The sequence below is a fragment of the Actinophytocola sp. genome, from assembly GCF_036402745.1.
Taxonomy (GTDB): Bacteria; Actinomycetota; Actinomycetes; order Mycobacteriales; family Pseudonocardiaceae; genus Actinophytocola.
In genome coordinates this window covers 17,267-42,269 of the sequence record NZ_DASWSJ010000215.1, presented here as the reverse complement: position 1 = coordinate 42,269, position 25,003 = coordinate 17,267, and the positions used below count along the sequence as shown (strand labels likewise).

Genomic DNA, 25,003 nt, shown 5'->3' with positions numbered 1-25,003 from the left:
TGACAGTGTCAGCAGAAACTGTCAAGATTGCAGCATGACGGACGAGCTGTGGACGATCGAGCAGCTCCCGGACCAGGTTGCGGCCTTACTGGCCCACAACTACGACGGCCAGAGCAACGGCCGGGTCCGGGAGCTGCCCAACGGTCGCACCATCCGGTGGTACACCACGATCGGCCTGGTCGACAGGCCGGTGGCGACGCGTGGCCGCACGGCCCTCTACGGGCGGCGTCACCTGCTGCAGCTCGCCGCTGTCAAGCAGCAGCAGGCCGCCGGCCGCTCACTCGCCGAGATCCAGGAGCTGCTCGTCGGCGCGTCCGACCACCAGCTCGCCAACCTGGCCGGCCTCCCGCGCATCGACGTAGTGTCGAGGCCGGGCCCCACGGTCACCGGCGACTTCTGGAAGCACACCACGGACCGGCCCACGGCCGAGCTCGCGTCGGCCGCGGACGTTGACACTGTGGACAACACTGTCAGCAGGCTCGTGCCCGGCATCCGTCTCGGTGACAGTGTCACCGTGGTGTTGGACGCGGCCACCCGCGTGCCCGACGCCGATGAGCTCGCCGCCATCGAGGCGGCCGCCGCACCACTGCTCGACGTGCTCGGCCGGATGGGCCTGGCGCCGATCACACGAGGGGAAAGCCGATGAGCATGCGTATCGACCTCATGGACCACATGGAGGCGCCAAGCCGGCCCACCGAGGACGACGGGCTGGGCTGCCTCAAGACCGCGCGGGGCAACCTGCCGCTCGAGGTCATCGACGTCCAGGCCGCCATCACCGGGCTGGCGTCGAGCATCCAGCTCACCCAGGGCTTCCACAACCCGCACGCCGAGCCGCTCGAGGCCACCTACATCTTCCCGCTGCCGCCGCGGGCGGCGGTCACGGCGCTGCGCATGGAGGCCGACGGCCGGGTGGTCGAGGGCTTGCTCAAGGAGCGCGGCGAGGCCAGGGCCGACTACGACCAGGCCATCAGCGAGGGCAAGCGCGCGTCCATCGCCGAGGAGGAGCGGCCCGGCGTCTTCACCATGCGGGTCGGCAACATCATGCCGGGGGAGCGGGTCAGCGTGCACCTCACGCTGGCCGGTGCGTTGTCCTATGAGGACGGTGAGGCCACGTTCCGGTTCCCGCTGGTGGTCGCCCCGCGCTTCATCCCCGGCACGCCACTGGCCGACGGACAGGTCGGCGACGGCGTGGCGTCCGACACCGACGCGGTGCCCGACGCGTCGCGCATCAGCCCGCCGGTGCTGTTGCCCGGCTTCCCCAACCCGGTGCGGTTGTCCGTCGCGGTCGACATCGACTCGGCCTCGCTGCCGCTGGCCGGCGTCTCGTCCAGCCTGCACGCCACGGCCACCGAGGACGGGCCCACCGGGATGCGGGTCCGGCTCGAGCCGGGTGACAGGGCAGACCGCGACTTCCTGCTGCGCCTGCGGTTCGGCTCGGAGCAGGCCATCAGCACGTCACTGTCGGTGCTGCCCGACGGTCAGTCCGGTGGCACGTTCGCGTTGACCGTGCTGCCGCCGGTCCTCCACGTGCCTGCCCGCGGCCGCGACGTCGTCATCCTGCTCGACCGGTCGGGCTCGATGGGCGGCTGGAAGATGGTCGCCGCCCGGCGCGCGGCCGCGCGCATCGTCGACACCCTCACCAGCGCCGACCGGTTCGCGGTGCTGGCCTTCGACCACCAGGTCGACACGCCGCCGTCGTTGCCGGCGGGGTTCGTCGAGGCCAACGACCGCAACAGGTTCCACGCCGTGGAGTTCCTGTCCCGTTTGGACGCTCGCGGCGGCACGGAGATGCTCACCCCGCTGCACCGCGCCACCGACCTGCTGCGCGGCTCGGTCGAGCGCGACCGCGTCCTGGTGCTGGTCACCGACGGCCAGATCGGCAACGAGGACCAGCTGCTGCGTGAGCTTTCCGGCGGGCTGTCGGGCGTGCGGGTCCACACGGTGGGCATCGACCGCGCGGTCAACGAGGCGTTCCTGCAGCGGCTGGCCGGCTCCACCGGACGGTACGAGCTGGTGGAGTCGGAGGACCGCCTGGACGAGGCGATGCAGCACATCCACCGCCGCATCGGCGCCCCCGTGGTCACCGGCCTGCGCCTGGTTCCGGCGGGCCTGGTGGTCGACGCGGAGTCGATGGCGCCCACCCCCACGCCGGATCTGTTCCCGGGCGCCCCGGTGGTTGTCACCGGCCGCTTCACCGGCCCGGCCACCGGTGCGGTCACGGTCACGAGCGACGGTTCCTGGCAGTCCACGGTCCCGGCCACCCAGAGCGACAACCCGAGCTTGGCGGCCCTGTGGGCGCGAGCTCGGATCCGCGACCTCGAGGACAGGTACGTGGTCGGCACGGGCGACCAGGCCGGCTTGGAGAAGGGCATCGTCGACACGTCACTGAAGTTCGGCGTGCTGTCCCGCTTCACGGCCTTCGTGGCGGTCGACCAACGAGTGGTCAACGAGGGCGGCAAGGTCCACCGGGTCACCCAGCCGGTCGACCTACCCAGCGGCTGGGAGATGCCCGACACCCCGACGTACCAAAGCGCCGGCTACGGCGGCACCGCCCCGATGGCCGCAGGCATGCCAAGGTACGGCGCGGCCCCGGCCGCCTTCGCCGCGTCGATCGAGTCCGCGCCCCGGCTCCGAGGCTCCCTGAAGCGCCGCCCCTCGTACGCAAAGCCCCCGATCCAGCCCCCAGCCGGCCCCTTCCCCGGCACCGCACCCCCCGGCCACGCAACCCCCGACACCGCACCCGGCGGCGCAGGTCCCGACTTCCCGACCCAGGGAAGCCCACCCCCTGACCACTCCGCACCCGGCGGCCCGGGCCCAGACTTCCCAACTCCGGGAAGCCCAACCCCCGGCTACTCCGCACCTGGCGACCCGGGCCCCGACGTCCCGACTCCGTGGCCCCCAACTCCGGGCGGCTCCACACCTGGTGGCCGACCCCCCGGTGGGCGGCCTGTGGACAAGGAGCGCATCGAACCAATCCCGCCGAGGCCGCCGGTGGTCCCGCCACCTGCCGCCCAGCCGCTGTCCGACTTCGTGGCGGGCGAGCTCATCACCCTCCACTCGGCGGCAACAGAAAACGTCTGGACCCGAGCCGGCCTACTCACAGCCCTGGCCGGCCGCATCCACGACCTGTTGCCCCACTGGACACACACCGGCGAGCCGTCCCAGTCCCGGACCGTCCTGAACACCCTCTACACCGCCCTGGCGATGCCCACCTCCGACCCCGCAGAGGTAGACCGCCGCTGGCACCAGACGCTCACCACCTTGGAGTCCCTGATGACCAACCCAACCCCCCAGAAGTCCCGCCGCACCTTCTGGAAGCGCTGATCCCCGGACTCGGTGTGCCCCGGGGCACACCGAGTCCGTTCCGCCGTGGGCTACCTCGGTGGACCCACCAACCAGGTGGCGCTCCACCGGTTGCCGCTCTTGCGCCGTGAAGTCGGTGTTCGGCTTGGTGAGCAAGCATTGCGGTGCGGGGGCTCGGTCGGGCGGGGTAGGCAGGAACTTTGGGGCGCCGCCGCCGGAAGAACGGGCCGCGTGACTGGCACACGGGCGGGTTGTCCAAGGCAAGGCCGGGGCGTCTGCAGGACGTGATGTTCGGCTACGTCGAGCGTGCTTCGGCTTGACGCGCCTGTTGATCGGCTGCTGCCGGAGCTTGCCGATCGCCAGGTCCTCAAGCCGGTCGACGGGCCGGTTGGACGACACCCTGTTCAGGACACTTCGAGCGGGCTGAACCCTGCCACTTAGGCCAAACACCGGACGAGTGGATGCGGCTGCTCGGCGCGCTGCCCTTGATGTACCAGCCCGCCGACCGCCGGCTACCACGTGGGCGCCGACATCCTCGGCGTTGTGATCGCCCGCGCGTCCGGGCAGTCGTTCGAGAGCTTCCTAAACGAGCGGATCTTCGAGCCCTTCGATATGCGGGGCAGCACGCGAACCCTTGGCTGGCCGTCGGTCGAGACCATGACCACCGACGATGACCACCGACGATCCGGCCTGGCCTACCAGGCGATCGACGACCGAGGCAGGGAGACGAGGCGAAGTCAGCCCCAGCCGAGCTCGTGCAGCCGGGCGTCGTCGATGCCGAAGTGGTGGGCTATCTCGTGGACCACCGTGATCGCGACCTCCTCGACCACGTCGTCCTCGTCGTGGCAGATGTCGAGGATCGCCTCGCGGTAGATGGCGATTCTGTCGGGGAGGACGCCGCCGTAGTTCGACGTGCGCTCGGTCAGAGCCACGCCGTGGTACAGGCCGAGCAGCGACGGGTTCTCCGGATTCCGGTCCTCGACCAGGATCACCACGTTGTCCATGGCCGCGGCGAACTCGTCCGGGATCAGGTCCAGCGCGTCGCCGACGAGCTCCTCGAACCGGCGCCGGTTCATCACCACGGCCACGGTGTCAGCCGCCGGGCTTGGGCGAAGGCGTAGCCGAACCAGGACCAGAATCAGTACCACCGGCCGGCGGCAACGGCTCGGCCTTCACGCTCCCGCGCACCGCCCGCAGCTGACCGTTCGACTCGCGCGCGCCTACCTTGCAGTTCACCCGGTGCGAGCCGGCGTCCCAGCTCTCCTTCTTCAGCGTGTCCGGATACAGCGACAGCTGGTGGGTCCGCAGGTCCGCGTTCCCCGTGTACTTGTTCGCCTCCGGCGGACACAGGTCGACCAGCTTCTCCAGCTGCGCCGCCTCCGACGGATAGGCCTTCGGGTCGAACGCCTTGCTGAGGTCCACGACGCCCACGACCTCGTAGGCATGCACGCCACCGCAGTCGACCGGGTCGCCGACCTGGCCCTTGACCAACCCGAAGCACGTGCCGGGCTCGTGCACGTTGGACTGGTCCTGGGCGGCCGCCGCGCCGGTGGTCGACAGCAGGCGCTTGCCCGACGGCGAGACCCGCTGCAGACCACAGCGAAGCTTGCGGTCACCGTTGCGCCACTGCTCGGCCGTCGGCTTCAGGGCGCCCACCGTGTACTTGCCGAACGGGTCGAGCTTGCCGCCCAGATACTGCGCGCCCACCGACGTGCAACGGTCGGTGACGATCTGCTGCCAGTCCGCGTCCGGCGGGGGCGGTGAGTTCGCCCCGTAGTCGCCGCCGATCTCGACGTTCGACGCGACCTCGAAGGTGTGCGCTTGCCCACACGGAACCCGCCGCATGTTCCGCGGCGCGTCGTGCGGCCAGGTCACGCACGTGCCGCTCGGCGAGTCGAACGCCTTCGCCGCCTCGTCGGCGGCCGTGTCCGCCGCGCCGTTCACCGCCACCGGCCAAGAAAAAACGATGCTCATGCTCAATACGGCCAGCGCTCCGATGAAAGCGCCGACCATGACCAAGCGTGTCCGCATGGTGCTCCCACGGGAGCCCATCCACCCGACTCGTCCAGAACCGTCCATGTCGGCGTCCATGATGCCAGCGCTTGCCCGGTCCGCAGGTGTCGAATCGCGTTGCGACCCGATCCGGTCGGCCGGATACGCTCGCGCGGTGATCGACCTGAGGACGCTGCGTGAGGATCCGGAGGCGGTGCGCGCATCCCAGCGCGCCCGCGGCGAGGACGAAGCGGTGGTCGACGCCCTGCGCTCCGCCGACGAGCGCCGCCGCAGCACGGTCGCGAAGGCCGACACGCTGCGGGCCGAGCAGAAACAGCTCGGCAAGCAGGTCGGCAAGGCCCGCGGCGAGGACCGGGACGCGCTGCTGGCCCGCGGCAAGGAGCTCGCCGCCGAGGTGCGGGCCGCGGAGGCCGTGCAGACCGCGGCCGAGGCAGAGCTCGCCGAGCTGCACGCGCTCGTGCCGAACCTCGTCCACCCGGACGTCCCGGCCGGCGGCGAGGACGACTACGTGGTGCTCAAGGAGGTCGGCACCCCGCCGGCCTTCGACTTCGAGCCCAGCGACCACCTCGACCTCGGCACCCGGCTCGGCGCGCTGGACACCGAGCGCGGCGCCAAGGTCTCCGGCGCCCGCTTCTACTTCCTCACCGGCGTCGGCGCCCAGCTGCAGCTCGCCCTGCTCAACCTCGCCGCCGCGCAGGCCACCGCCAACGGCTTCACGCTGATGATCCCGCCCGTCCTCGTCCGCCCGGAGATCATGGCCGGCACCTGCTTCCTCGGCGCGCACGCCGGCGAGGTCTACCGGCTCGCCGAGGACGACCTGTACCTGGTCGGCACGTCCGAGGTCCCGCTCGCCGGCTACCACGCCGGCGAGATCCTCGACCTGTCCGCCGGCCCGCGCCGCTACGCCGGCTGGTCGTCCTGCTTCCGCCGCGAGGCCGGCTCCTACGGCAAGGACACCCGCGGCATCATCCGCGTGCACCAGTTCGACAAGGTCGAGATGTTCGTCTACTGCAAGCCGGAGGACGCCGAGGCCGAGCACGCGCGGCTGCTCGCCTGGGAGGAGGAGATGCTCGCCAAGATCGAGGTGCCCTACCGCGTCATCGACGTGGCCGGCGGCGACCTCGGCAGCAGCGCGGCCCGCAAGTTCGACTGCGAGGCCTGGGTCCCGACCCAGCAGCGCTACCGCGAGCTCACCTCGACGTCCAACTGCACCACGTTCCAGGCCCGCCGCCTGTCGATCCGCTACCGCGACGAGCACAACCGGCCGCGGACCGCCGCCACGCTCAACGGCACGCTCGCGACCACCCGCTGGCTCGTCGCGATCCTGGAGAACCACCAGCAGGCCGACGGCTCGGTCCGGGTGCCCGAGGCACTGCGCCCGTTCGTCGGCCGCGACGTCCTCACGCCCCGCTAAACCCGCTCGCGGACCACGACGGCCCGGCCGTAGCGTGCCGACCGTGCATCGGCTGTTCCTGATCCTTCCCCCTCCCCGCGCCTGAGCGGGGTGTCGCTGACGGCGTGCCCACCGGCGGCCAGGACACGATCACCTCGGTCGGCCTGCTGGTCGGCGGCGTGCTCCTGACGCCGTTCGCGCTGGCGTACGGGATGGCCGTGCCGCTGACCGGAGGTGCTGGGGATCGTCGGCTACCTCGGCGTCGTGCCGACCGCGGTCGCGTACGGCGCGTACTTCCTGGGCCTGCGGCACGCGGGCGCGACCGCGGCGGCCCTCGCGACGATGCTCGAGCCGCTGACCGCGACACTGCTCGCGGTCGCCTTCCACGACGAGCGGGTCACCGCGGCCGGGGTCGGCGGCGCGGTGCTGATCGCCGGGGCGCTGGGGCTGTACTACGTCCCGTCGAGGGGCGGGTCGCGGGCCCAGCCCTTACGTTGACCGGATGCGTCACGTCGTCGCCGGCTACCGGCTCGTCTTCGGACTGCTGGCCCTCGGCACCGTGGTGTACCTGGCCACCCAGGTGCCCTCGCTGCCGAACCTGCTCAGCTACTTCACCGTGCTGAGCAACGTGTTCGGCGCGGGGGTGCTGCTGGTGGGCGCCTTCCGGCCGGTGCCGGACCTCGTGCGCGGCGCCGCGGCCCTCTACCTCGGCATGACCGGGCTGGTGTTCGCGCTGCTGCTCTCCGGTGCGGACCTCGGGCTCCTCGAGCCCTGGGCGAACTCCGTGCTGCACCACGTGCTGCCGGTGGTGGCGGTGCTCGACTGGCTGCTGGTGCCGCCGCGCCGCGGGATCCCGATGGCGCGGAGCCTGTGGTGGCTGGCCTTCCCGGCGGCGTACCTGGCGTACACGCTCGTCCGCGGCGCGATCGTGGACTGGTACCCGTACCCGTTCCTCGACCCGCGGCCGCGCGGCTACCCGCATGTGATCACGATGTCGGTCGGCATCGCGGTCGCGTTCGGGGTCGCCGCGCTGGCCGTCGGGTGGGCGGGGAACCGCAGGCGGGCCACCGTTCCCGCGTGATCGAGTCCGCCCTGTGGGGGTTCGTCGGCGTTGGGGTCCGGGCGGGCCGCGGCCCGCGGGTGGTCATCGGGCTGTGGTCGGCGATCGCGGTGATCTCCGCGGTCGCCGCCGGGCTCGGCTACCCGCTGGTGACGCACTCGCCGCCGGAGGTGGTCGGCGCGATCCGCGGGTTCGCGCCGGGCGCGGTGCTGACGATGATCGCGTCGACGATGCTGCCCGAGGCGCACGACGAGGGCGGCCCGGTCACCGCGCTGGTCACGACTGCCGGCTTCCTCGCCGCCGTGGCGCTGGGTTGGAGTTCCCGGCTGAGGTGTGTCCTTCCCGCGGGGTCGCCGTTCGTCCTTATCGTGGACGCTGGCGCAGAGCGCCGGCCCGACATCGGAGGAGCACCACCATGCCCACCTACATCGCCCTCACCTACACCGCCGACGTCGACTGGAGCCAGCCCGAGCAGGCCGCCGAGCTCGCCGAGTACCGGGAGTTCATGGCCGCGGCCGGGGCCGTGGTCCAGGGCGGCAAGGCGCTCTACCCGACCGCCACCGCGACCACGGTTCGCGTGACTGGCGGCAGGGGCGGCGACATCGTCGCCACCGACGGGCCCTACGCCGAGACGAAGGAGGCGCTGACCGGCTACTACCTGCTGGACTGCGCCGACCTCGACGAGGCGGTCAAGGTCGCGGCCGGGCTCCCGGCGGCCTGGAACGGCGCGGTCGAGGTCCGCCCGGTCGTCACGTTCGGCGGATGACCGCCGGCGCGGCCGGGGACGCGGTCGCGCGGCTGGTCCGCGACGAGGGCACGCGGGTGCTGGCCACGCTGATCCGCGTCACCGGCAGCGTCGACGTCGCCGAGGACGCCGCGCAGGACGCGGTCGTGCGGGCATTGCGGACCTGGCCGGCGGACGGCGTGCCGGACAACCCGCGCGGCTGGCTGCTGGTCACCGCGAAGCGCCGGGCGATCGACATCCTGCGCCGGGAGGCGCGCCGGGCGGGCAAGGAGGCGGAGTCCATGGTCGACCTGGCCGACCCCGCCCCGGAGCCCGCTGGCGTGGTGCGCGACGACCTGCTGCGGCTCGTCTTCACCTGCTGCCACCCGGCGCTCGCGGTGGAGGCGCAGGTCGCGCTCGCACTGCGGACGCTCGGCGGGATGTCGACCGCGGAGGTGGCCCGCGGCCTGCTGGTTCCCGAGGCGACGATGGCCAAGCGGCTGACCCGGGCCAAGCAGAAGATCGCGCAGGCTCGGATCCCGTACCGGGTGCCGGCGGCCGAGGAGCTGCCCGAACGCCTCACCGGCGTTGCCGCCACCGTGTACCTGATCTTCAACGAGGGCTACGCGGCCGGCACCGGCGAGGACCTGGTCCGGGTGGCGCTGACCGCGGAGGCCGTGCGCCTGGCCCGGCTGCTGGCCGAGCTGATGCCCGACGAGCCGACCGTGCTCGGCCTCCTGGCCCTGCTGTTGCTGCACGACTCCCGCCGCGCGACCCGGCTGGACGCGGCCGGGCGGCAGGTCCTGCTGGCCGACCAGGACCGCTCCCGCTGGGACGCCGAGGCCATCCGGGAGGGTGTGGAGCTGGTCGGCGTCGGGTTGCGCCGCACGCCGGACACGCCGAACCGGTACGTCGTGCAGGCCGCCATCGCCGCGTGCCACGCGCTCGCGCCGGCCTACGCGCGGACGAACTGGGACGCGGTCATCTCCTGGTACGACGTGCTGCTGACCGTGCAGGACACTCCGGTGACCCGGCTCAACCGGGCGGTGGCGATCGGCGAGCGGGATGGCGCCGCGGCCGGCCTCGCGCTCGTGGACGCACTCGACGGGCTTGCCGGGTACCCGTGGTGGCACGCCAGCCGCGCGGAGCTGCTGCGCAGGACCGGCGCGAACGACCTCGCACGAGCCGCCTACGAGCGCGCCATCGCCCTCGGTCTGAACGGTCCGCAGGCCGAGCACCTGCGGGGCCTGCTCGCTCAACTGTGACGGGCCGGTCAGCCGACCTGGTCGGCCACGTGCTTGGCGATCTCCAGGCAGCAGGTCGCCGCGGGGGAGGGCGCGTTGAGGACGTGCACCTGGTTGGGCGCGGTCTCGATCAGGAAGTCCTGCACGAGGGTGCCGTCCGGGAGGAGGGCCTGGGCGCGGACGCCGGCATGCGCGCGGACCAGGTCCTCGCGGCCGATCGCGGGGACCAGCCGGGCCAGGCTCGTCGCGAAGCGGCGGCGGGACAGCGAGCGCACCACCTCCTCGACCGCGGTGCGCGGGTAGCGGCGGGCCAGCCGCCACAGGCCGGGGAAGCGCACGGTCTCCCACACGTCCCGGCCCGACACGTCGCGCCAGCGGTAGCCCTCACGGCGCAGCGCCAGCACGGCGTTCGGCCCGGCGTGGACGCTGCCGTCGAGCATGCGGGTCAGGTGGACCCCCAGGAACGGCAGCGTCGGGTCGGGGACCGGGTAGATCAGCCCGCGCACCAGGTGCGCCGACTCCGGCCGCAGGGTGAAGTACTCGCCGCGGAACGGGACGATGCGGGCCCGCGGCGTGAGCCCCGCGAGCCGGGCCACCCGGTCGCTGTGCAGGCCCGCGCAGTTCACCAGCGCGTCGGCGCGGACGACGTCGGTGCCGGTGGCGATCTCGACACCGCCGTCCCGGCCCGGCCGGATCGCCAGCGCGGGGGTGCCCAGCCGCAGGTCCGCGCCGGACAGGTGCCGGACGAGCGCCTGGCAGATGCCACCGAAGTCGATGATGCCCGTCGACTCCACCCGCAGCGCGCCGACACACGCGACCTCGGGCTCGTAGGCGTGCGCCTCGGCCGGCGAGATCAGCTTCGCGGGAACACCGTTGGCCTCGGCGCGGGCGGCCAGCGCGCGCAGGCCGGGCAGCTCGGCGTCGGTGGTGGCGACGACGAGCTTGCCGCACACCTCGACCGGCACGTCGTTGGCCCGCGCGAAGTCCACAATGGACCGGTTGCCGGTGACCGACATGCGGGCCTTGAACGACCCGGGCTGGTAGTACAGCCCGGCGTGCACGACGTTGGAGTTGTGCCCGGTCTGGTGCCCGGCCCAGCGGTCCTCCTTCTCGAGCACCGTGACCCGGTCGCCGCGAGCGGTGAGCTCGCGCGCCACGGCCAGCCCGAGGATCCCGCCACCGATCACCGCAACATGTCGCACGAGCAGTGAGACTACTGGCGCGTGTTCCCCAGCGTGCCCTGCTGAGGCAGCAGTCCCGTCCCACGATCGCCGTCGTGACGCGCCGGATCGGGACAAGGATCGGTGACAAAGAACCGGGCCGCCACGACAGGTGACGGCCCGGCTCGAGCAAGCGTGGGTTACCGAACCAGCTCGTCGGTGGACTCGTGGACCGGCTTCTGCGTCGCGGCCGGCTCGGCGGTCGGAATGCCGAGCACGCCGGTGAACATGCTGAACATGATCGTCTGGAAGCCGAGCACCAGGCCCAGCACCGCGGGGATGGCGGTGCGCACGGTCTGGCCCGCGTCCATCGCGCCGAAGTCCGCGCCGCCCCACCGGATGACCTGCACGACCGTGAGCAGGATGCCGGCGAGGAAGATGACGATGCCCAGGATGAGCCCGCGTTCCACGGAGAACCGTTCGACGAGCTGCCGGTACCGCGCGCTCATCGGCAACAGCCCCTCGCGGGCGCCGAACAGCTTGGTCATCACCGAGAACAGCACGGCCTGGTAGCCGAGGATGGCGAAGCCGGCCGCGTAGATCATGGTGCCGACGTCGAAGCCGACCGAGCCGATGCTGACCGGGCCGACCAGCAGCACCAGCGAGGCGAGCAGGCCCAGGCCCAGCACGGCGAGTCCCGGGTAGAGGAAGAGCCAGCGCGGGCTGTAGATCAGCAGGAAGCGCAGGTGCCGCCAGCCGTCCCGCCAGCTGCGCAGGTGCGGCGGCCGGCTGCGGCCGTCCTTCTTCAGCGTGGTGGGCACCTCGGCGATGCGCAGGCCCGACATGCAGGACTTGACCACGATCTCGCTGGCGAACTCCATGCCGGTGGTGTGCAGCCCGATGCGCAGGATCGCCTCGCGCCGGAAGCCACGCAGGCCGCAGTGGAAGTCGCCGACCGGTGCCTTGAAGAAGAGCTTGCCGACCGCGGAGAGCACGGGATTGCCGAGGTACCTGTGCAGCGGCGGCATGGCGCCTGGCTCGATGCCGCCCTGGAAGCGGTTGCCCATCACCAGGTCCGCGCCCTTGCGCAGCTCGGCGACGAACGGGTCGAGGTCGGAGAAGTCGTAGCTGTCGTCCGCGTCGCCCATGATCACGTAGGTGCCGCGGGCGGCCCGGATGCCACCCATCAGCGCGCTGCCGTAGCCCTTGGCCTCGACGTCGACGACCCTGGCGCCGAGCGTCCTGGCGATGTCCTGCGACCCGTCGGTGCTGCCGTTGTCGGCGATCAGCACCTCACCGGCGACACCGGACCGGTCGAGGTAGCCCTGCGCCTTCCGGACGCAGGTCGCCAGCGTCTCCGCCTCGTTGAGGCACGGCATGACGATGGTGAGCTCACAGGTGTCGTGCAATGGCTCCATTGTTTTCCGATCAGGCAGCGGCACCAAGTCGAAGGTCAGGGTACCTGTGCGGGCTCGAGGTGAACGGCGGGGCGGCGCATCCGGACATACAGTGCGGCACCCCCGGCGGAGGCCAGGTCGACCACCGTGAACATCAGCCGGGACACCACCGCGAGGGTCAGCGCGGGTCCCGCGGGCAGCACGGTGGCCAGCACGGCGACGATGACGACCTCGCGCGCGCCGATGCCCGATGGCAGGAAGAACGCGAGCAGCCCGGCCGTCATCGCGAGGCTCATCGCGCCGACGCACAGCAGCAGGCCCTGGACGCCGGTGGAGCCCAGCGAGTTGGCGAGCAGCCACAGGTGCACGCCGAGCAGGACGTAGGTGGCGAGGCCGAGCACGAGGCAGCCCAGCACGACCGGGGCGGTCAGCGGCTGGGGCAGCGGCGGCCGGCGCAGGACCCGCAGGCCACGCGAGACGATCCAGGTCAGCGGCTTGGGATGCAGCAGCACGAGCCCGATCGGCAGGAGGATGAACAGCCACAGGTACTCGCGGTGCCCGTCGAGGATCGACGGCAGCGCGAGCGCGCCGGTGATCAGCGAGGCGACCACGCCCAGGCCCGCGGTGACGATCGACGCCGTGAACGCCCGCACCCGGGTGACGCCGGCGGACTTGGCGAGCTCCATCTGCACGAGGAACGCCCACACCGAGCCGGGCACGTACTTCCCGAGCTGGCCGACCAGGTAGATCATCGACGCGTCGCGGACCGGGATCCGGGTACCGAGGTCACGCAGGACCGTGTGCCACATGACCGGGCCGAGCCCGATGGCGACGAACACGCAGGCGAACGAGATGACCACGGACGTCCAGGGCAGCGCGGTGAGCGTGTCGGACACCTCGGGCCACTGCACGACGAGCTGGTAGACGGCGCCGGCGAGGACGGCGAGCACGAGCACCCGGCGCAGCCACGTGACGACCACGGCCCGGGTGCCGCGGCGCGGAGGCTCGACCGCGGGCGCGCCAGGTTTCGGTTCTTCGGTCATGGGGCCTTCCGGACGGTCGCGCGTGGCGCACGGACTCGACGTGACCCAGCGCGGAGATGGCCGGCCCAGGCTACCAACCTCGGGGTGCGGCGCTGGGCCGGACGGCGGTACCGCGCGCAGGTGCGGTGCCTGTGTCCGAAATGTGCGTCGCTGCTCCGAACGGCGGTATGTGCGTTCCTCGTGGGAGATTTACTGTTCGCTCGTTACTGGGGTCGGGGCAATTCTCTCTGGAGCAAATGGTGCGCCTCGTGCTGCCCGCTGCCCTCGTGGCGACCCTTCGCATCGGCACCGCGGCGCCCGCGCCGGCCGAGACACCCATAGCTCGACCTTCACCTCCGTCGCGCCGTCCGGGTGCTCGACACCCGGTGAGGCACCGGGACCGGCGGCGCCGTCGTGCTCAACCTGACCGGCGTGGCACCGACCGCCTCGACCTACCTCACCGCGTTCCCGCACCGGACGGCCCGGCCGAACGCGTCGAACCCGAACCGCGACGTCAGCCGTCTCTTTCCCGGCGAGTTCGGCGGCCGCGTGCTGGTGCCGAACCCATGATCCACTCGAAAGGAAACCACGTGAAGCTTCGACAAGCCCTGGTGCTCGTCACCTGTCTGGCGGCCGCCGTGGCCGCGGGGCAGGGCGGGGCGGCGGCTGCCGAGGAGCAGCCGGCCCAGGTGCGGCTGCCCGCGGCGGCCGATCCCGGCGTCACGCCGCTCAGCGTGCTGGACGCCAGGAAGGCCGCCGCGCGCGGCGGCGCCGGGCAACCACTGGCCCGGACCCGGTCCGCCGGCCCGGCGGTCGCGGTCACCTCGGGTGGCTCGGCCTACACCGCCGTGTCGCCGGTGCGCGTGCTCGACACCCGCAACGCGATCGGCGCGCCGGCCAAGCCCGTGCCCACGCACGGCACGATCACGCTCGGCCTGTCCTCCCGGGTGCCGGCGACGGCGACCGCCGTGGTGCTCAACGTGACCGGTGTGACGCCGACCGGGGCCACCTACGTGACGGTCTTTCCCGCGGGCGGCGCCCGGCCGAACGTGTCGAGCATCAACCTGCGGGCGGGTGAGACCCGGCCCAACGCGGTGACCGTCGCGCTCGGCACGAACCGGAGCATCCAGCTCTACAACAACTACGGCAACACCCACCTGCTCGCCGACCTGGCCGGCTACTACGCGCCGAACACCGGCTCGCGGTTCACCCCGCTGGCACCGAACCGCGCGCTCGACAGCCGCTACAACGGCGGCCCGCTCGGCGCGCGGGTCACCCGCACGGTGAACCTGTCCGGCGTGGTGCCGACGACGGCGACCGCGGTGACGATCAACCTGACCGGGGTCGCGCCCACCACCGACACCTACGTGACCGCCTGGCCGGCCGGCTCCACCCGGCCGAACGCGTCGAGCCTGAACGTGACGCGCGGGCAGACCACGCCGAACCAGGTGACCGTGGCGCTCGGCGCGAACCGCGGCCTGAGCTTCTACAACAACGCCGGCAGCACCAACCTGCTCGTCGACGTCGCCGGGTACTACGCGAGCGACCGGGGCGATCCCTTCTACCAGCTGAGCCCGCTGCGGGTGCTGGACACCCGGCCCGGCAACGGCCTCGACGCCGGCTGGATCGGGACGATGAACCTCGCAGCCGACCTGCCCGACGCGGCCACCGCCGTGGTGTTCAACCTGACCGGCACCAACGCGACCCGCTCGACGTACCTGACCGCGTACCCGACGGGCGGGGCCGTGCCGAACGCGTCGAACCTCAACCTGGTCGCCAGGCAGACCGCGGCCAACCTGACGACCGTGGCGCTCGGCCCGAACAACGAGGTCGACGTCTACAACAAGAACGGCTACGCCGACTTCCTCCTGGACCTGTCCGGCTACTTCGCGCCGGCGCCGTCCCCGTGCGGCGTCAGCTGCGTACACACCTGGGGCGACAACGACTCCGGCCAGCTCGGCGTCGGCACCACCGGCGGGTTCTCCGCCGCGCCGGGCCGGGTGGACCGGATGTCCGGGGTGCAGGCGGTGACCGCCGGCGCGCTCAACGGGTACGCGCTGGACTCGAGCGGCCAGGCCTGGGCGTGGGGCGCCGACGACCTGCAGGGCCTCGGCGTCGGCCGGACCTACGGCATGGCGGCCGTTCCGGTGCCCGTGCACCTGAGCACCAGGGTCACCCAGCTGGCGACCGGCACCTACAGCACGTACGCGAGGACCGCCGACGGCGACGTCCACGCCTGGGGCTACAACGGCGACGGCTCGCTCGGCGACGGCTCCACGGCGGTGCGGACCGCGCCCGTGCGGGTGCCGTTCACGCAGAGCGCGAACGCCGTGGCCGGTGGCTACACCACGGGGTACGCGCTGCTGGCGGACGGCACCGTGTGGTCGTGGGGCTCCAACGCCGGCTCGCTCGGCAACGGCAGCTACGGCACCGGGTGTGACACGGTGCCGGTCGGCGCCGGCTGCCGGTCGAGCGTCCCGGTCAAGGTCTCCGGGCTGACCGACGTGGTGTCCATCGCGGCGACCTGGAACGCCGCGTTCGCGGTGAAGTCGGACGGCTCGGTGTGGGCGTGGGGCTGGAACGCCGAGGGTGAGCTCGGCATCGGCACCGCGGGCGGCCCGGCGTGCTACGACGTGAGCCCGACCGGGCCCGGCTGCGTGGCCGTCGCCCCGGTGCGGGTGCCCGGGCTGACCGACGTCGCCAAGATCGTCAACGGCGGCTCGTCCACGACGTACGCGGTCAAGACCGACGGGACCGTGCTGGCGTGGGGCTGGAACAACGCGGGCCAGCTCGGCAACGGCACCGCCGGCGGCTCCTGCCCGACGCCGTCCACCCCGAACTGCGTCGCGACGACGCCGGTCGCGGTGTCCGGGCTGACCGGCGTGGTCGACGTGACGGCCGGCCCGGGCTACGCCCAGGCGCTGCGCTCGGACGCAACGGTGTGGTCGTGGGGCGTCAACACCTACGGCCAGCTCGGCCGGCCCAGCGCGTCGACCGAGCCGGTGCAGGTGCCGGGCCTGTCAGGGGTGACGGCGATCGGTGCCGGCGGGACGAGCTCGCTGGCCGTGGTGCCGTGAGCGACGGGGCGACGTGCGGGCCGCGCGGCCCGCACGCCGCCCCCGCCGACCGGCGTCCGCCCGGCGCCGGTGCCCCGGTACCGTCCGGGACGTGACAAGCGGGGCGCAGCTCGGGATCGACATCATGGTGCCGGCGTTCGGGGACGGGGCGCTGGTGCGCGAGACCGTCGGCAGCGTGCTGGCGCAGCGCGACCCGCACTGGCGGCTGACGGTCATCGACGACGGGGTGGGCGGTGGGCTCGAGGCCTGGCTCACCGAGCAGGGCGACGAGCGGGTCAGGTACCTGGCCAACCCCACCCGGCTGGGGATCAACCGCAACTTCCAGCGCTGCGTCGACGAGGCCGCCGCGGACCTCGTCGTCCTCCTCGGCTCGGACGACCGGCTGCTGCCCGACTTCGTCGGCCGCGTCCGCGACGTCGCCGCGCAGTGCCCCGAGGCGGCCTTCATCCACACGGGCGCCGTGGTCATCGGCGACGACGGCCAGGTGGCGACCACCTTGGTCGACCGCGTCAAGCGGCTCACGAAGCTCCCGGCCGGCGCCGCGGACCGGGAGCGCGGCTGGCAGCTGACCGGCGGCGAGCCGCTGGCCGCGTCGCTGCTCGGCGGCAACTGGATGTACTTCCCGAGCGTGGCGTTCCGCCGGGACCCGTTGCGGCGTCACGGTTTCCGCGAGGGCTACGACATCGTCCTGGACCTGGACCTGTACCTGCGCATCCTCGCCGATGGCGGCCGGGCGGTGCTGTTCACCGAGCCGGGCATCGAGTACCGCCGGCACGCGGCCAGCCTGTCGTCGGCCACCGCGGACACGGGCTCCAGGTTCGACGAGGAACGCGCCTACTTCGCCGAGGCCGCGGAGATGATGACCGCGGCAGGCTGGCCCCGCGCGGCGCGCGCGGCCCGCGTGCACTGGACCTCCCGCCTGCACGCGGTGGCGAAGATGTCGGCTCTCCTCGCCGCCCGCCGCTGGCGCCCAGCGGGCACGATGCTGCGCGGCGCGATAGCGACGAAGCCCCCCGCGCGCACGACCGGCGGCAGGTAACGTCGCGACTGCCGCGGTGGCGAAGATCTCGGCCCCGCCCAGAGCGATGACCGGCCGGTAGCGGTCAGCGGGCCTGGTCGCCCTTGCCCTCGTCGGCCGGGGCGTTCAGGCGGTAGATCACGATGTCGTCGGACTCGTAGACCAGCGTCAACGCCCGCACGTTCTGCAGGTTCGTCAGGCCCGGCTGGCGGGTGACGCCCGGGCGCAGGAAGCCGCGCCCGATCGTCACGTAGCCCACGTGCAGGCGCTTGGCCGCCGCGCGGACCTCGGGGTTCGTGTCGTACTCGTTGAACTCGTTCGCCAGCAGGTTGGCGTCGGGGCCGGTGAGCGTCGCGTCGTAGTGGCCGGCCACCGGGTGCACGCCGGCCAGCGCGTACATCCACACGGACCCGTCGCCGCGGTCGTTGAGCACCCGCTCGCCGGGCGGCACGATCTTCGCCAGCTCCTCGTAGCCCTTGACCTCGCCCGCCGTCACGGCCCGCCCGCGCGAGCCGCTGTTGTTCTCCATCCGCAGCTCGTTGCGGCCGACGTAGAACCCGTTGCTCAGCACGGCGAACACGGCCAGCACCACCACGGCGGCGGCGATCCCGGCCACCGCGGGCCGCCCGGCCACCGCGACCCGCGAGCCGGCCGCCGACACCCAGCCGGACACGATCCGCTGCGTCTCGGCGACACCGTGCGCGGCGATGACCGCCAGCGGGACCGCGGTCAGCGCGATCAGCCGCCACCGGTCGTTCCACCACGGCCGGGTCAGCTCGTTCGCCCACGGGGTGTCGTAGGCGGCCGCGACGACGAACAGCAGCCCGAACCCGGCCGCCGCGATGCCTACCCAGCGCAGGTCGCCGAGCCGGGCGAAGAACGCGAGCCCGACCGCGAGCGCGGCCGCGAGCCACCACTCCGGGAACGCCGAGCCGTGCTGGAACGTGAGGATGTCGCCGATGGCATGGCCGACCGTGTGCTGCGCGGGCCAGTCCACCCCGGGCACGTCCGCCCCGCTGCCCAGCGCGGCCTGCAGCTGCATCGCCGCGAGCACCGCCATCAGCACGGCGAACGGCAGCAGCGTGACGATGTCCTGAACGGCCCGCCGCGGCGCCCGCCACCAGCGCACCGCGAAGACACAGAGGGCGAACAGCGGCACGTTGAACGTCGCCGACGAGTGCACGGTGATCAGGCCGGCCGCGGCGAACCCGAACAGGAGCCCGGGCAGCAGCGCCTGCCGCCAGCCGCGCTCGGCGCGCACCTCGAGGAGGTCCGTCATCAGCACCAGCAGCAGCGGCGTGAACGCGACACCCGTCGCGAACGGCAGCAGCGGTCCGCGCCAGAGCATGTCGTAGAAGCTGGTCGTCGCGACGATCACCAGCGCCGTGGTGCCGGCGAGCATCGCGCGGCCGCCGAAGCGGCGCACCACCGCGACCATGACGAGCGCGGTGATCGCGGGGATGAGCACCGTGTGCGCGTTGAGCACGGCCACCACCGACGCCCCGGACAGCTTGTAGACCATGGCCGCGACCAGGTGGTACGCGTTCGGGTAGAAGATCCCGGCGCTGGACTCGTACCAGTTGAGCTGGCTCGCCGAGTACAGGCCGCCCTCGCCGGTGTCGGCGATCCACCGCACGTTGTTGGCGTGCCAGGCGGCGTCCCAGTCCTGCGGGATGCTCGACAGGCCGCCCATGCCACCCGCGATCGCGGTGATCGAGATCACGAGGGCGGCGGCCACGCACAGCCCGACGCCGAGCTGCGCCCGCCACGGCCACACCGAACCGGCCTGGAACGCCGGCCCACGCCCACTCAGCAGCCGAACGCCGAGGATGACGGCCGCGAACAACACCAGCCCGCCGAGGAACGTCCACCCCGACCAGCGGATGCCGAGCGCGTCCGACCACGGCCCGGTGAGCCCGGCGACCGTGTAGGTGAGCAGCGGTGCGGCCGCCGCGAGGGTCCACCCGCGCAGCCCCGCGAGCAGGCCGAGCAGCCCACCCGGCACCCACAGAACGGCTAGGTAAAGCAGGATCAGGCCGGCGTCGCCGATGGAGAGGACCACGCGCGCACCATAGCGATCGCGAGGTGACCGGCTGCCCTCGGCCACCCACCGAGCCCGCGTGCCACCACCTTCGGCACCGATGGCGACAATCCGCTTAAATTTGTCCGCCATCACACGATTGGGCGAAACAATATCCCCAATCAGGCGATGAGAAAGCCAGATACCCACGTCGGGTTATCGATGTTCATCACCTTGGGGGTCGTCTTGCCAGGTCCACGTCGGTTAGTCGCGCTCGCGGCCGCCCTCGCGGCGGTCGCCGGGGTCGTCGTGGCCACCCAGACGCCGTCGGCCGAGGCCGCGGCGCCGTCGCTGAAGCCGGGCTTCGTGCTCAGGGACATCGTCACCGGCCTGCGCCCGCCGGCGGGCGCCGACCCGGGCGACATGCTGACCGACTTCGTCTACCTGCCGGACGAGAGCCTCCTGGCCGCCGGCAAGTACGGCAAGGTCACCTACGTCCCCCGGACGGGCACGCCGCGCCAGATCGCCACCATGGCGACCAACGGCACCGGCGACCTCGGCCTCCTCGGCATCGCCATCGCCCCCGACTACCAGACGAGCAAGACGCTCTACTCGGCACGCGCGGTCTCGAGCACCGGCGCGGGCTCCGGCTCCTTCGGCGTGCTGCGGCTGTCCAAGTGGACGGTCACCACCGGCGCCGACGGCACGCCCACCGGCCTCACCGGCGAGCAGACGATCCTGCAGACCACCGGCGACAGCAACGTGCACAGCATCTCCGGGCTGGTCGCCGCCCAGGACGGCACGCTGTGGGTGACCATCGGCGACAACTCCGACTGGCGCGGCGCCGACCCGCTCGCCCTGCGCGCGCTGAACAACGACGACCCGCACGGCAAGCTCCTGCACCTGCGGCCGGACGGCTCCGGCGTGCCGGGCAACCCGTACTACAACGCCGCCAGCCCGCGCGCCGTGCGCGGCATGGTCTACGCCAACGGGTTCCGCAGCCCGTTCCGGGTGAGCCTCGAGCCCGGCACCGGCCGCCCGGTCGTCGGCGACGTCGGCAACGGCCGCATCGAGGAGATCAACCTCATCTCTCCCGGCAACACCTACGGCTGGCCGTGCTGGGAGGGCAACGAGCAGTCCGCGGGCTGGCGCGACATGCCCGGGTGCGCCGGCAAGACCACGACGAGCCCGATGTACTCCTACCCGCACGTCGGCGGCAGCAGCGTCACCGGTGGTCTGATCTACACCGGCACGACCTACCCGCAGGAGTATCGCGGCCGGTACTTCTTCGGCGACTACACCGACAAGACGATCTGGTCGATGGCCTACAACTCGGCCGGCCAGGTGACCACGCCCCCGGAGGGGGGCGGCTTCGGCGCGGGCATCGGCGCGCCCGTCAAGTTCGGCAGCGTGCCCACCGGCGGTGACATCGTCTACGCCGACATCGGCTCGGCCAAGATCCGCCGCATCACCTACGCGCCGGGCAACGCCGCGCCGGTCCCCGTGATCAAGTCCACTGTGGACCCGGCGACCCGCACGGTGGCCTTCGACGCGACCGACACCACCGACCCCAACGGCGACGAGCCGGCCTACACCTGGGACTTCGGCGACGGCACCACCGGGACCGGGCCGCGACCCAGCCACACCTACCCGGCCGGCGAGAGCTTCACGGTCCGGCTCACCGCCAAGGACCCGGCCGGCGCGGCCGGCACCGCCGACGCGACGATCTACCCGGGCAACCACGCGCCCACGCTCTCGATGCAGGCGCCCGACCCGAACCACACGTTCGCGGTCGGCGAGGTCATCGCCGCCGACGCCACCGCCGCCGACGCCGAGGACGGCCCGGTCCAGGTGAGCTGGTCGTCGGTGGTGAACCACTGCCTCGACGTCACCGACTGCCACCTGCACCCGGGCGACCAGCAGCAGGGCCCGCAGTTCCGGCTGTCCTTCGCCGGCCACCCGGGCGACAGCCGGCTCGAGGTCACCGCGATCGCGACCGACAGCAAGGGCGCGACGACCACCGAGACGTTCGTGGTCCACCCCAAGCAGCGCCGGGTCACCATCCAGACCAACGCGCCGGCCGGCTTCACCATCGGCGCCGAGCAGACCGACTCGGGCCTGTTCACCGTCGGCACCCCGCTGACGATCATCGCGCCGGAGGCCGCGCTCAACGGCGTCGCCACGTTCGACAAGTGGGGCGACGGCAGCACCGACCGGGTGCGCCAGCTGACCCTGCCGGACGCCGACCAGACCATCCAGGTGACCTACCTGACCCCGATCGACCGGCGCTACAACGCCGACGCGGCCGTGCGGGGCCGGCTCGGCGCCCCGACCGACGTCGAGCAGGGCGACGCGAAGGTCCGCTGGCGGACCTACGCCGGCGGCCGGATCTACTGGTCCCAGGCCACCGGCGCGCACGCGATGTTCGGCGGCATCCTCACCCGGTACCTCCAGCTCGGCGGGCACCTGAGGTACGGGCTGCCGACCACCGACGAGACGGCCGGTGCGAACGGCGGCGCGTTCAACCTGCTGGCCGGCGGGCAGGGCTTCTACTGGCACCCGAACGCGGGCACGCACCCGGTCGCCGGCGCGATCTTCCAGCGGTACTGGGCACTCGGCGCGGACAAGTCCCGGCTCGGCTACCCGCGGACCGACGAGGCCGGCGCGGTGAGTGGGCGCTACAGCCACTTCCAGAGCGGGTCCATCTTCTACGTGCCCGGCGTGGGCGCGCACGAGCTGACCGGCGCGATCCTGGCCAAGTGGAACGCGCTCGGCGGCGCGGCCAGGCTCGGCTTCCCGACCACCGACGAGACCCGGCTGCTCGACGGCAGGGGCGTCTACAACCACTTCCAGCGCGGCTCGATCTTCTGGAGTTCCGGCACCGGCGCGTGGAGCGTCGAGGGCGGCATCCGGACCCGGTGGGCGCAGCTGGGCTGGGAGCGGTCCTACCTCGGCTACCCGACGAGCGACGAGTACGCGGTCGCGGGCGGCAGGCGGTCGAACTTCCAGTGGGGCTACATCGTCTACAACGCCGCCACCCACCAGGTGACCGACCGGCGTTACTGAGAAGGTTCAAGGAGCACGGCATTGCGGCAGGGAAGTAGGAGCGTCGTCGCGCTGCTCGGCCTCGCGGCCGCGCTGGCCGCCGGGTCGGGCCCGGCCGCCGGCGCGGCGGCACCCGGGGCGCGGGCGCTGCCGGCCGTGACGGACGGGGCGTTCCGGCCGCTGAGCCTGCCCGCCGCCAGGAGCGCGGCGGCCGCCGGCACGCTCGACCGGCAGGCGGCCGACGCGCCGGCCGCGAACGCGAAGGCGGCGGAACCCGCGGCCACGGCCGTCGGGTCCGGCGGCTCCGGGTTCACGGCGCAGACCCCGGTGCGCGTGCTCGACACCCGCAACGGCATCGGCGCCCCGAAACGCCCGGTGCCCGCCCGCGGGACGATCAGGCTGGACCTGAGCCCGCGGGTCCCGGCCGACGCGACCGCCGTGGTGCTGAACGTGACCTCGGTGACGACCGCGGCGACCTACGTGACGGTCTGGCCGGCCGCCTCCGCGCGCCCCAACGTCTCCAACATCAACGTGGGCGCGGGGACCACCCGGCCGAACGCGGTGACCGTCGGGCTCGGCGCGAACCGCGGCGTCGACCTCTACAACAACGCCGGCAACACCAACCTGCTCGCCGACCTCGCCGGCTACTACGCGCCGGGTGCCGGCTCCCGGTACACCGCGGTCAACCCGGTCCGGGTGCTCAACACCAAGGTCGCCAACCTGCCGCTGGGCCCTGGCGCCAGCCGGACGGTGAGCCTGGCCGGCCAGGTGCCGGCGACGGCCACCGCGGTCACGGTCAACCTGACCGGCGTCACGCCGACCGCGGCCACCTACGTGACCGCGTGGCCCACCGGCGCCGCCCGCCCGAACGCGTCGAACCTGAACCTCGTCGCCGGCGAGGTCACGCCGAACCAGGTCACCGTGCCGCTGGGCACGAACCGTGGCGTCAACTTCTTCAACAACGCGGGCACGACCCACCTGATGGCCGACCTGGCCGGCTACTACGACCCGACCCGGGGCGGCGCGTTCTACCAGCTGACCCCGAAGCGGCTCTTCGACTCCCGGCCGGGCAACCAGGGGCTCGACGGCGGAGCCTTCGGCACGCTCACCTTCGCCACGGAGCTGCCGACGGCGGCCACGGCCGCGGTGTTCAACCTCACCGGCCTCGCGGGCACGCGGTCGACCTACCTGACCGCGTGGCCGGCGGACACCTCGCGGCCGGGGGTGTCCAACCTGAACCTGGTCGCCGGCCAGACCGCGTCGAACCTGACCACCGTGCGGCTGAGCCCGGGCCCGCTGCAGGTGAGCTTCTACAACAACGCGGGGCGGGCGAACCTGATCACCGACCTCGCCGGCTACTTCGCGCCCGCGCCGCCCGCGTGCGCCGCGGCCTGCGTGCACACCTGGGGCGACAACCTCGACGGGCAGCTCGGGGTCGGCACCACCGGCGGCTTCTCCGCCGCCCCGGGCAGGCTCGACGGGCCCTCCGGCGTCACCGCGGTGACCGCCGGCCTGCTCAACGGGTACGCCGTGGACGCCGAGGGCGCGGTCTGGGCCTGGGGCTCCAACGAGCTCATGGGCCTCGGCAACGGCCTTCCGTACGGCTCGGGCCCGGCGCCGAACCGGGTGCCCGACCTGACCGGCGTCCAGCAGATCGTGTCCGGTGCCTACACCGCCTACGCCCGGGACGCCTCGGGCCGGGTGCTCGCCTGGGGGTACGGCGAGGACGGCTCGATCGGTGACTACGTGCACCAGAACACGGCCAACCCGACCGAGGTCTCGCTCCCGGCGGACGTGGTCGACATCGCCGCGGGCTACAGCACCGGGTACGCGCTGCGCGCCGACGGCACGGTCTGGGCCTGGGGCGCCAACGGCGCCTCGCTGGGCAACGGCCAGTACGGCACCGGCTGCGACCTGGTGCCGGTGGCCGCGGGCTGCCGCGCCGACGTGCCGGTCCAGGTACCCGGGCTCGACGGCGTGGTGGACATCGAGGCCACGCTGAACGCCGCGTACGCGATCAGGTCCGACGGCACGGTCTGGGCGTGGGGCTGGAACGCGGAGGGCGAGCTCGGGCTCGGCACGCCCGGCGGCGACGCCTGTTACCCGAACCCGGCCGGCCCGAACTGCGTCGCGGTGTCGCCGGTGAAGGTGCCGGGCCTGGCCGGGGTCACCAAGATCGCCCCCGGCGGCGGCACGGCGAGCTACGCGGTCACCGCGGAGGGCCGGCTCGTGTCGTGGGGCAGCAACGACAAGGGCCAGCTCGGCTGGGGCGGCGACCTCGGTGGCGGGGCGGCCGCGCCGGTGCTCGTGCCCAACCTGGTGGACGTGACCGACGTCGTCGCCGGTGTCGACTTCGCGCAGGTGCGCAAGAGCGACGGCACGGTCTGGGCGTTCGGTGCCAACGACGTCGGCCAGCTCGGCGTGCCCGGCCCGAACACCCCGCGCAGCGGCCCCACCCAGGTGCCCGGCCTGACCGGGGTGAGCGCGATCGGCGCGGGCGGGTCGAACTCCCTCGCCGTCCGGTAGA

At 72.8% G+C, this 25,003-nt stretch carries 19 protein-coding genes and 1 pseudogene; 13 read left to right on the top strand and 7 right to left on the bottom strand.

All coding sequences use genetic code 11. From position 1 onward, the window contains the following. Positions 1–34 precede the first annotated feature (34 nt). From VGD70_RS20670 to VGD70_RS36980, 3 genes and pseudogenes are all read left to right on the top strand, one after another. Entirely contained in the window at positions 35–646 is a 612-nt protein-coding gene (locus tag VGD70_RS20670; RefSeq protein WP_331083742.1) for a MerR family transcriptional regulator, read from the top strand. Then, positions 643–3,324: a VIT domain-containing protein gene (locus VGD70_RS20665; protein WP_331083740.1), complete on the top strand. Its 2,682-nt coding sequence runs from the start codon at positions 643–645 to the stop codon at positions 3,322–3,324. Before VGD70_RS20670 ends, VGD70_RS20665 begins: the two co-directional genes overlap by 4 nt. A gap of 498 nt (positions 3,325–3,822) precedes the next feature. Further along, a pseudogene (locus VGD70_RS36980) lies at positions 3,823–3,873 on the top strand (hypothetical protein); the annotation flags it as partial. A gap of 167 nt (positions 3,874–4,040) precedes the next feature. Here the strand turns inward: VGD70_RS36980 and VGD70_RS20660 are convergent. Both VGD70_RS20660 and VGD70_RS20655 read right to left on the bottom strand, forming a co-directional pair. After that, positions 4,041–4,391, bottom strand: a complete 351-nt coding sequence (locus tag VGD70_RS20660) for a metallopeptidase family protein (protein WP_331083738.1) — start codon at positions 4,389–4,391, stop codon at positions 4,041–4,043. A gap of 4 nt (positions 4,392–4,395) precedes the next feature. Further along, positions 4,396–5,277: a septum formation family protein gene (locus VGD70_RS20655; RefSeq protein WP_331083732.1), complete on the bottom strand. Its 882-nt coding sequence runs from the start codon at positions 5,275–5,277 to the stop codon at positions 4,396–4,398. A gap of 193 nt (positions 5,278–5,470) precedes the next feature. On the opposite strand from VGD70_RS20655, the gene serS reads away from it, so the two are divergent. The 3 genes from serS to VGD70_RS20640 all read left to right on the top strand — a co-directional run bounded on the left by serS (position 5,471) and on the right by VGD70_RS20640 (position 7,790). Further along, positions 5,471–6,730, top strand: a complete 1,260-nt coding sequence (serS, locus tag VGD70_RS20650; protein ID WP_331083730.1) for a serine--tRNA ligase — start codon at positions 5,471–5,473, stop codon at positions 6,728–6,730. 213 nt (positions 6,731–6,943) lie between these two features. Further along, positions 6,944–7,207, top strand: a complete 264-nt coding sequence (locus VGD70_RS20645) for an EamA family transporter (protein WP_331083728.1) — start codon at positions 6,944–6,946, stop codon at positions 7,205–7,207. 4 nt (positions 7,208–7,211) lie between these two features. After that, a complete protein-coding gene (locus VGD70_RS20640) occupies positions 7,212–7,790 on the top strand; it encodes a Pr6Pr family membrane protein (RefSeq protein WP_331083726.1) in 579 nt (192 codons plus the stop codon). 118 nt (positions 7,791–7,908) lie between these two features. On the opposite strand, the gene VGD70_RS20635 is transcribed toward VGD70_RS20640, so the two are convergent. Beyond that, entirely contained in the window at positions 7,909–8,049 is a 141-nt protein-coding gene (locus tag VGD70_RS20635; protein WP_331083724.1) for a hypothetical protein, read from the bottom strand. 135 nt (positions 8,050–8,184) lie between these two features. Between VGD70_RS20635 and VGD70_RS20630 the strand changes: the two genes are divergently transcribed. Continuing rightward, positions 8,185–8,535, top strand: a complete 351-nt coding sequence (locus VGD70_RS20630; RefSeq protein WP_331083722.1) for a YciI family protein — start codon at positions 8,185–8,187, stop codon at positions 8,533–8,535. Continuing rightward, on the top strand, positions 8,532–9,758 hold the full coding sequence (locus VGD70_RS20625; protein ID WP_331083720.1) for an RNA polymerase sigma factor: 1,227 nt from the start codon (positions 8,532–8,534) through the stop codon (positions 9,756–9,758). Before VGD70_RS20630 ends, VGD70_RS20625 begins: the two co-directional genes overlap by 4 nt. Before the next feature lie 8 nt (positions 9,759–9,766). On the opposite strand, the gene lhgO is transcribed toward VGD70_RS20625, so the two are convergent. The 3 genes from lhgO to VGD70_RS20610 form a co-directional block, all read right to left on the bottom strand. Beyond that, positions 9,767–10,939, bottom strand: coding sequence for an L-2-hydroxyglutarate oxidase (gene lhgO / locus VGD70_RS20620; RefSeq protein ID WP_331083718.1), 1,173 nt, complete (start codon positions 10,937–10,939; stop codon positions 9,767–9,769). 158 nt (positions 10,940–11,097) lie between these two features. Further along, positions 11,098–12,306 carry a glycosyltransferase family 2 protein gene (locus VGD70_RS20615; protein WP_331083716.1) on the bottom strand — a complete coding sequence of 403 codons (1,209 nt, stop codon included), beginning with the start codon at positions 12,304–12,306 and terminating at the stop codon, positions 11,098–11,100. Positions 12,307–12,350: 44 nt separating this feature from the next. After that, the gene (locus VGD70_RS20610; protein ID WP_331083714.1) at positions 12,351–13,337 is read right to left on the bottom strand and encodes a lysylphosphatidylglycerol synthase transmembrane domain-containing protein; all 987 of its coding nucleotides are present in this window, start codon (positions 13,335–13,337) and stop codon (positions 12,351–12,353) included. 411 nt (positions 13,338–13,748) lie between these two features. On the opposite strand from VGD70_RS20610, the gene VGD70_RS20605 reads away from it, so the two are divergent. The 3 genes from VGD70_RS20605 (at position 13,749) to VGD70_RS20595 (ending at position 17,432) form a co-directional block, all read left to right on the top strand. Beyond that, a complete protein-coding gene (locus tag VGD70_RS20605) occupies positions 13,749–13,886 on the top strand; it encodes a hypothetical protein (RefSeq protein WP_331083712.1) in 138 nt (45 codons plus the stop codon). 20 nt (positions 13,887–13,906) lie between these two features. Then, entirely contained in the window at positions 13,907–16,393 is a 2,487-nt protein-coding gene (locus VGD70_RS20600) for a hypothetical protein (protein ID WP_331083710.1), read from the top strand. A 91-nt stretch (positions 16,394–16,484) separates the two neighbouring features. Then, on the top strand, positions 16,485–17,432 hold the full coding sequence (locus VGD70_RS20595) for a glycosyltransferase family 2 protein (RefSeq protein WP_331083708.1): 948 nt from the start codon (positions 16,485–16,487) through the stop codon (positions 17,430–17,432). 64 nt (positions 17,433–17,496) lie between these two features. Here VGD70_RS20595 and VGD70_RS20590 read toward each other — a convergent pair whose 3' ends face one another. Next, positions 17,497–19,473, bottom strand: a complete 1,977-nt coding sequence (locus tag VGD70_RS20590) for a DUF6541 family protein (RefSeq protein ID WP_331083706.1) — start codon at positions 19,471–19,473, stop codon at positions 17,497–17,499. Between the two features lie 204 nt (positions 19,474–19,677). On the opposite strand from VGD70_RS20590, the gene VGD70_RS20585 reads away from it, so the two are divergent. Both VGD70_RS20585 and VGD70_RS20580 read left to right on the top strand, forming a co-directional pair. After that, positions 19,678–22,497: a PQQ-dependent sugar dehydrogenase gene (locus VGD70_RS20585; protein ID WP_331083704.1), complete on the top strand. Its 2,820-nt coding sequence runs from the start codon at positions 19,678–19,680 to the stop codon at positions 22,495–22,497. A gap of 21 nt (positions 22,498–22,518) precedes the next feature. Further along, the gene (locus tag VGD70_RS20580; protein WP_331083702.1) at positions 22,519–25,002 is read left to right on the top strand and encodes a hypothetical protein; all 2,484 of its coding nucleotides are present in this window, start codon (positions 22,519–22,521) and stop codon (positions 25,000–25,002) included. Position 25,003: the final 1 nt, after the last annotated feature.

What these genes read in the sequence shown, in the direction of transcription:
- VGD70_RS20670 (WP_331083742.1), top strand. Translation starts at nt 35, where the DNA reads ATGACGGACGAGCTGTGGACGATCGAGCAGCTCCCGGACCAGGTTGCG.
- VGD70_RS20665 (WP_331083740.1), top strand. Translation starts at nt 643, where the DNA reads ATGAGCATGCGTATCGACCTCATGGACCACATGGAGGCGCCAAGCCGG.
- VGD70_RS20655 (WP_331083732.1), bottom strand. Translation starts at nt 5,277, where the DNA reads ATGAGCATCGTTTTTTCTTGGCCGGTGGCGGTGAACGGCGCGGCGGAC.
- VGD70_RS20640 (WP_331083726.1), top strand. Translation starts at nt 7,212, where the DNA reads ATGCGTCACGTCGTCGCCGGCTACCGGCTCGTCTTCGGACTGCTGGCC.
- VGD70_RS20630 (WP_331083722.1), top strand. Translation starts at nt 8,185, where the DNA reads ATGCCCACCTACATCGCCCTCACCTACACCGCCGACGTCGACTGGAGC.
- VGD70_RS20625 (WP_331083720.1), top strand. Translation starts at nt 8,532, where the DNA reads ATGACCGCCGGCGCGGCCGGGGACGCGGTCGCGCGGCTGGTCCGCGAC.
- VGD70_RS20610 (WP_331083714.1), bottom strand. Translation starts at nt 13,337, where the DNA reads ATGACCGAAGAACCGAAACCTGGCGCGCCCGCGGTCGAGCCTCCGCGC.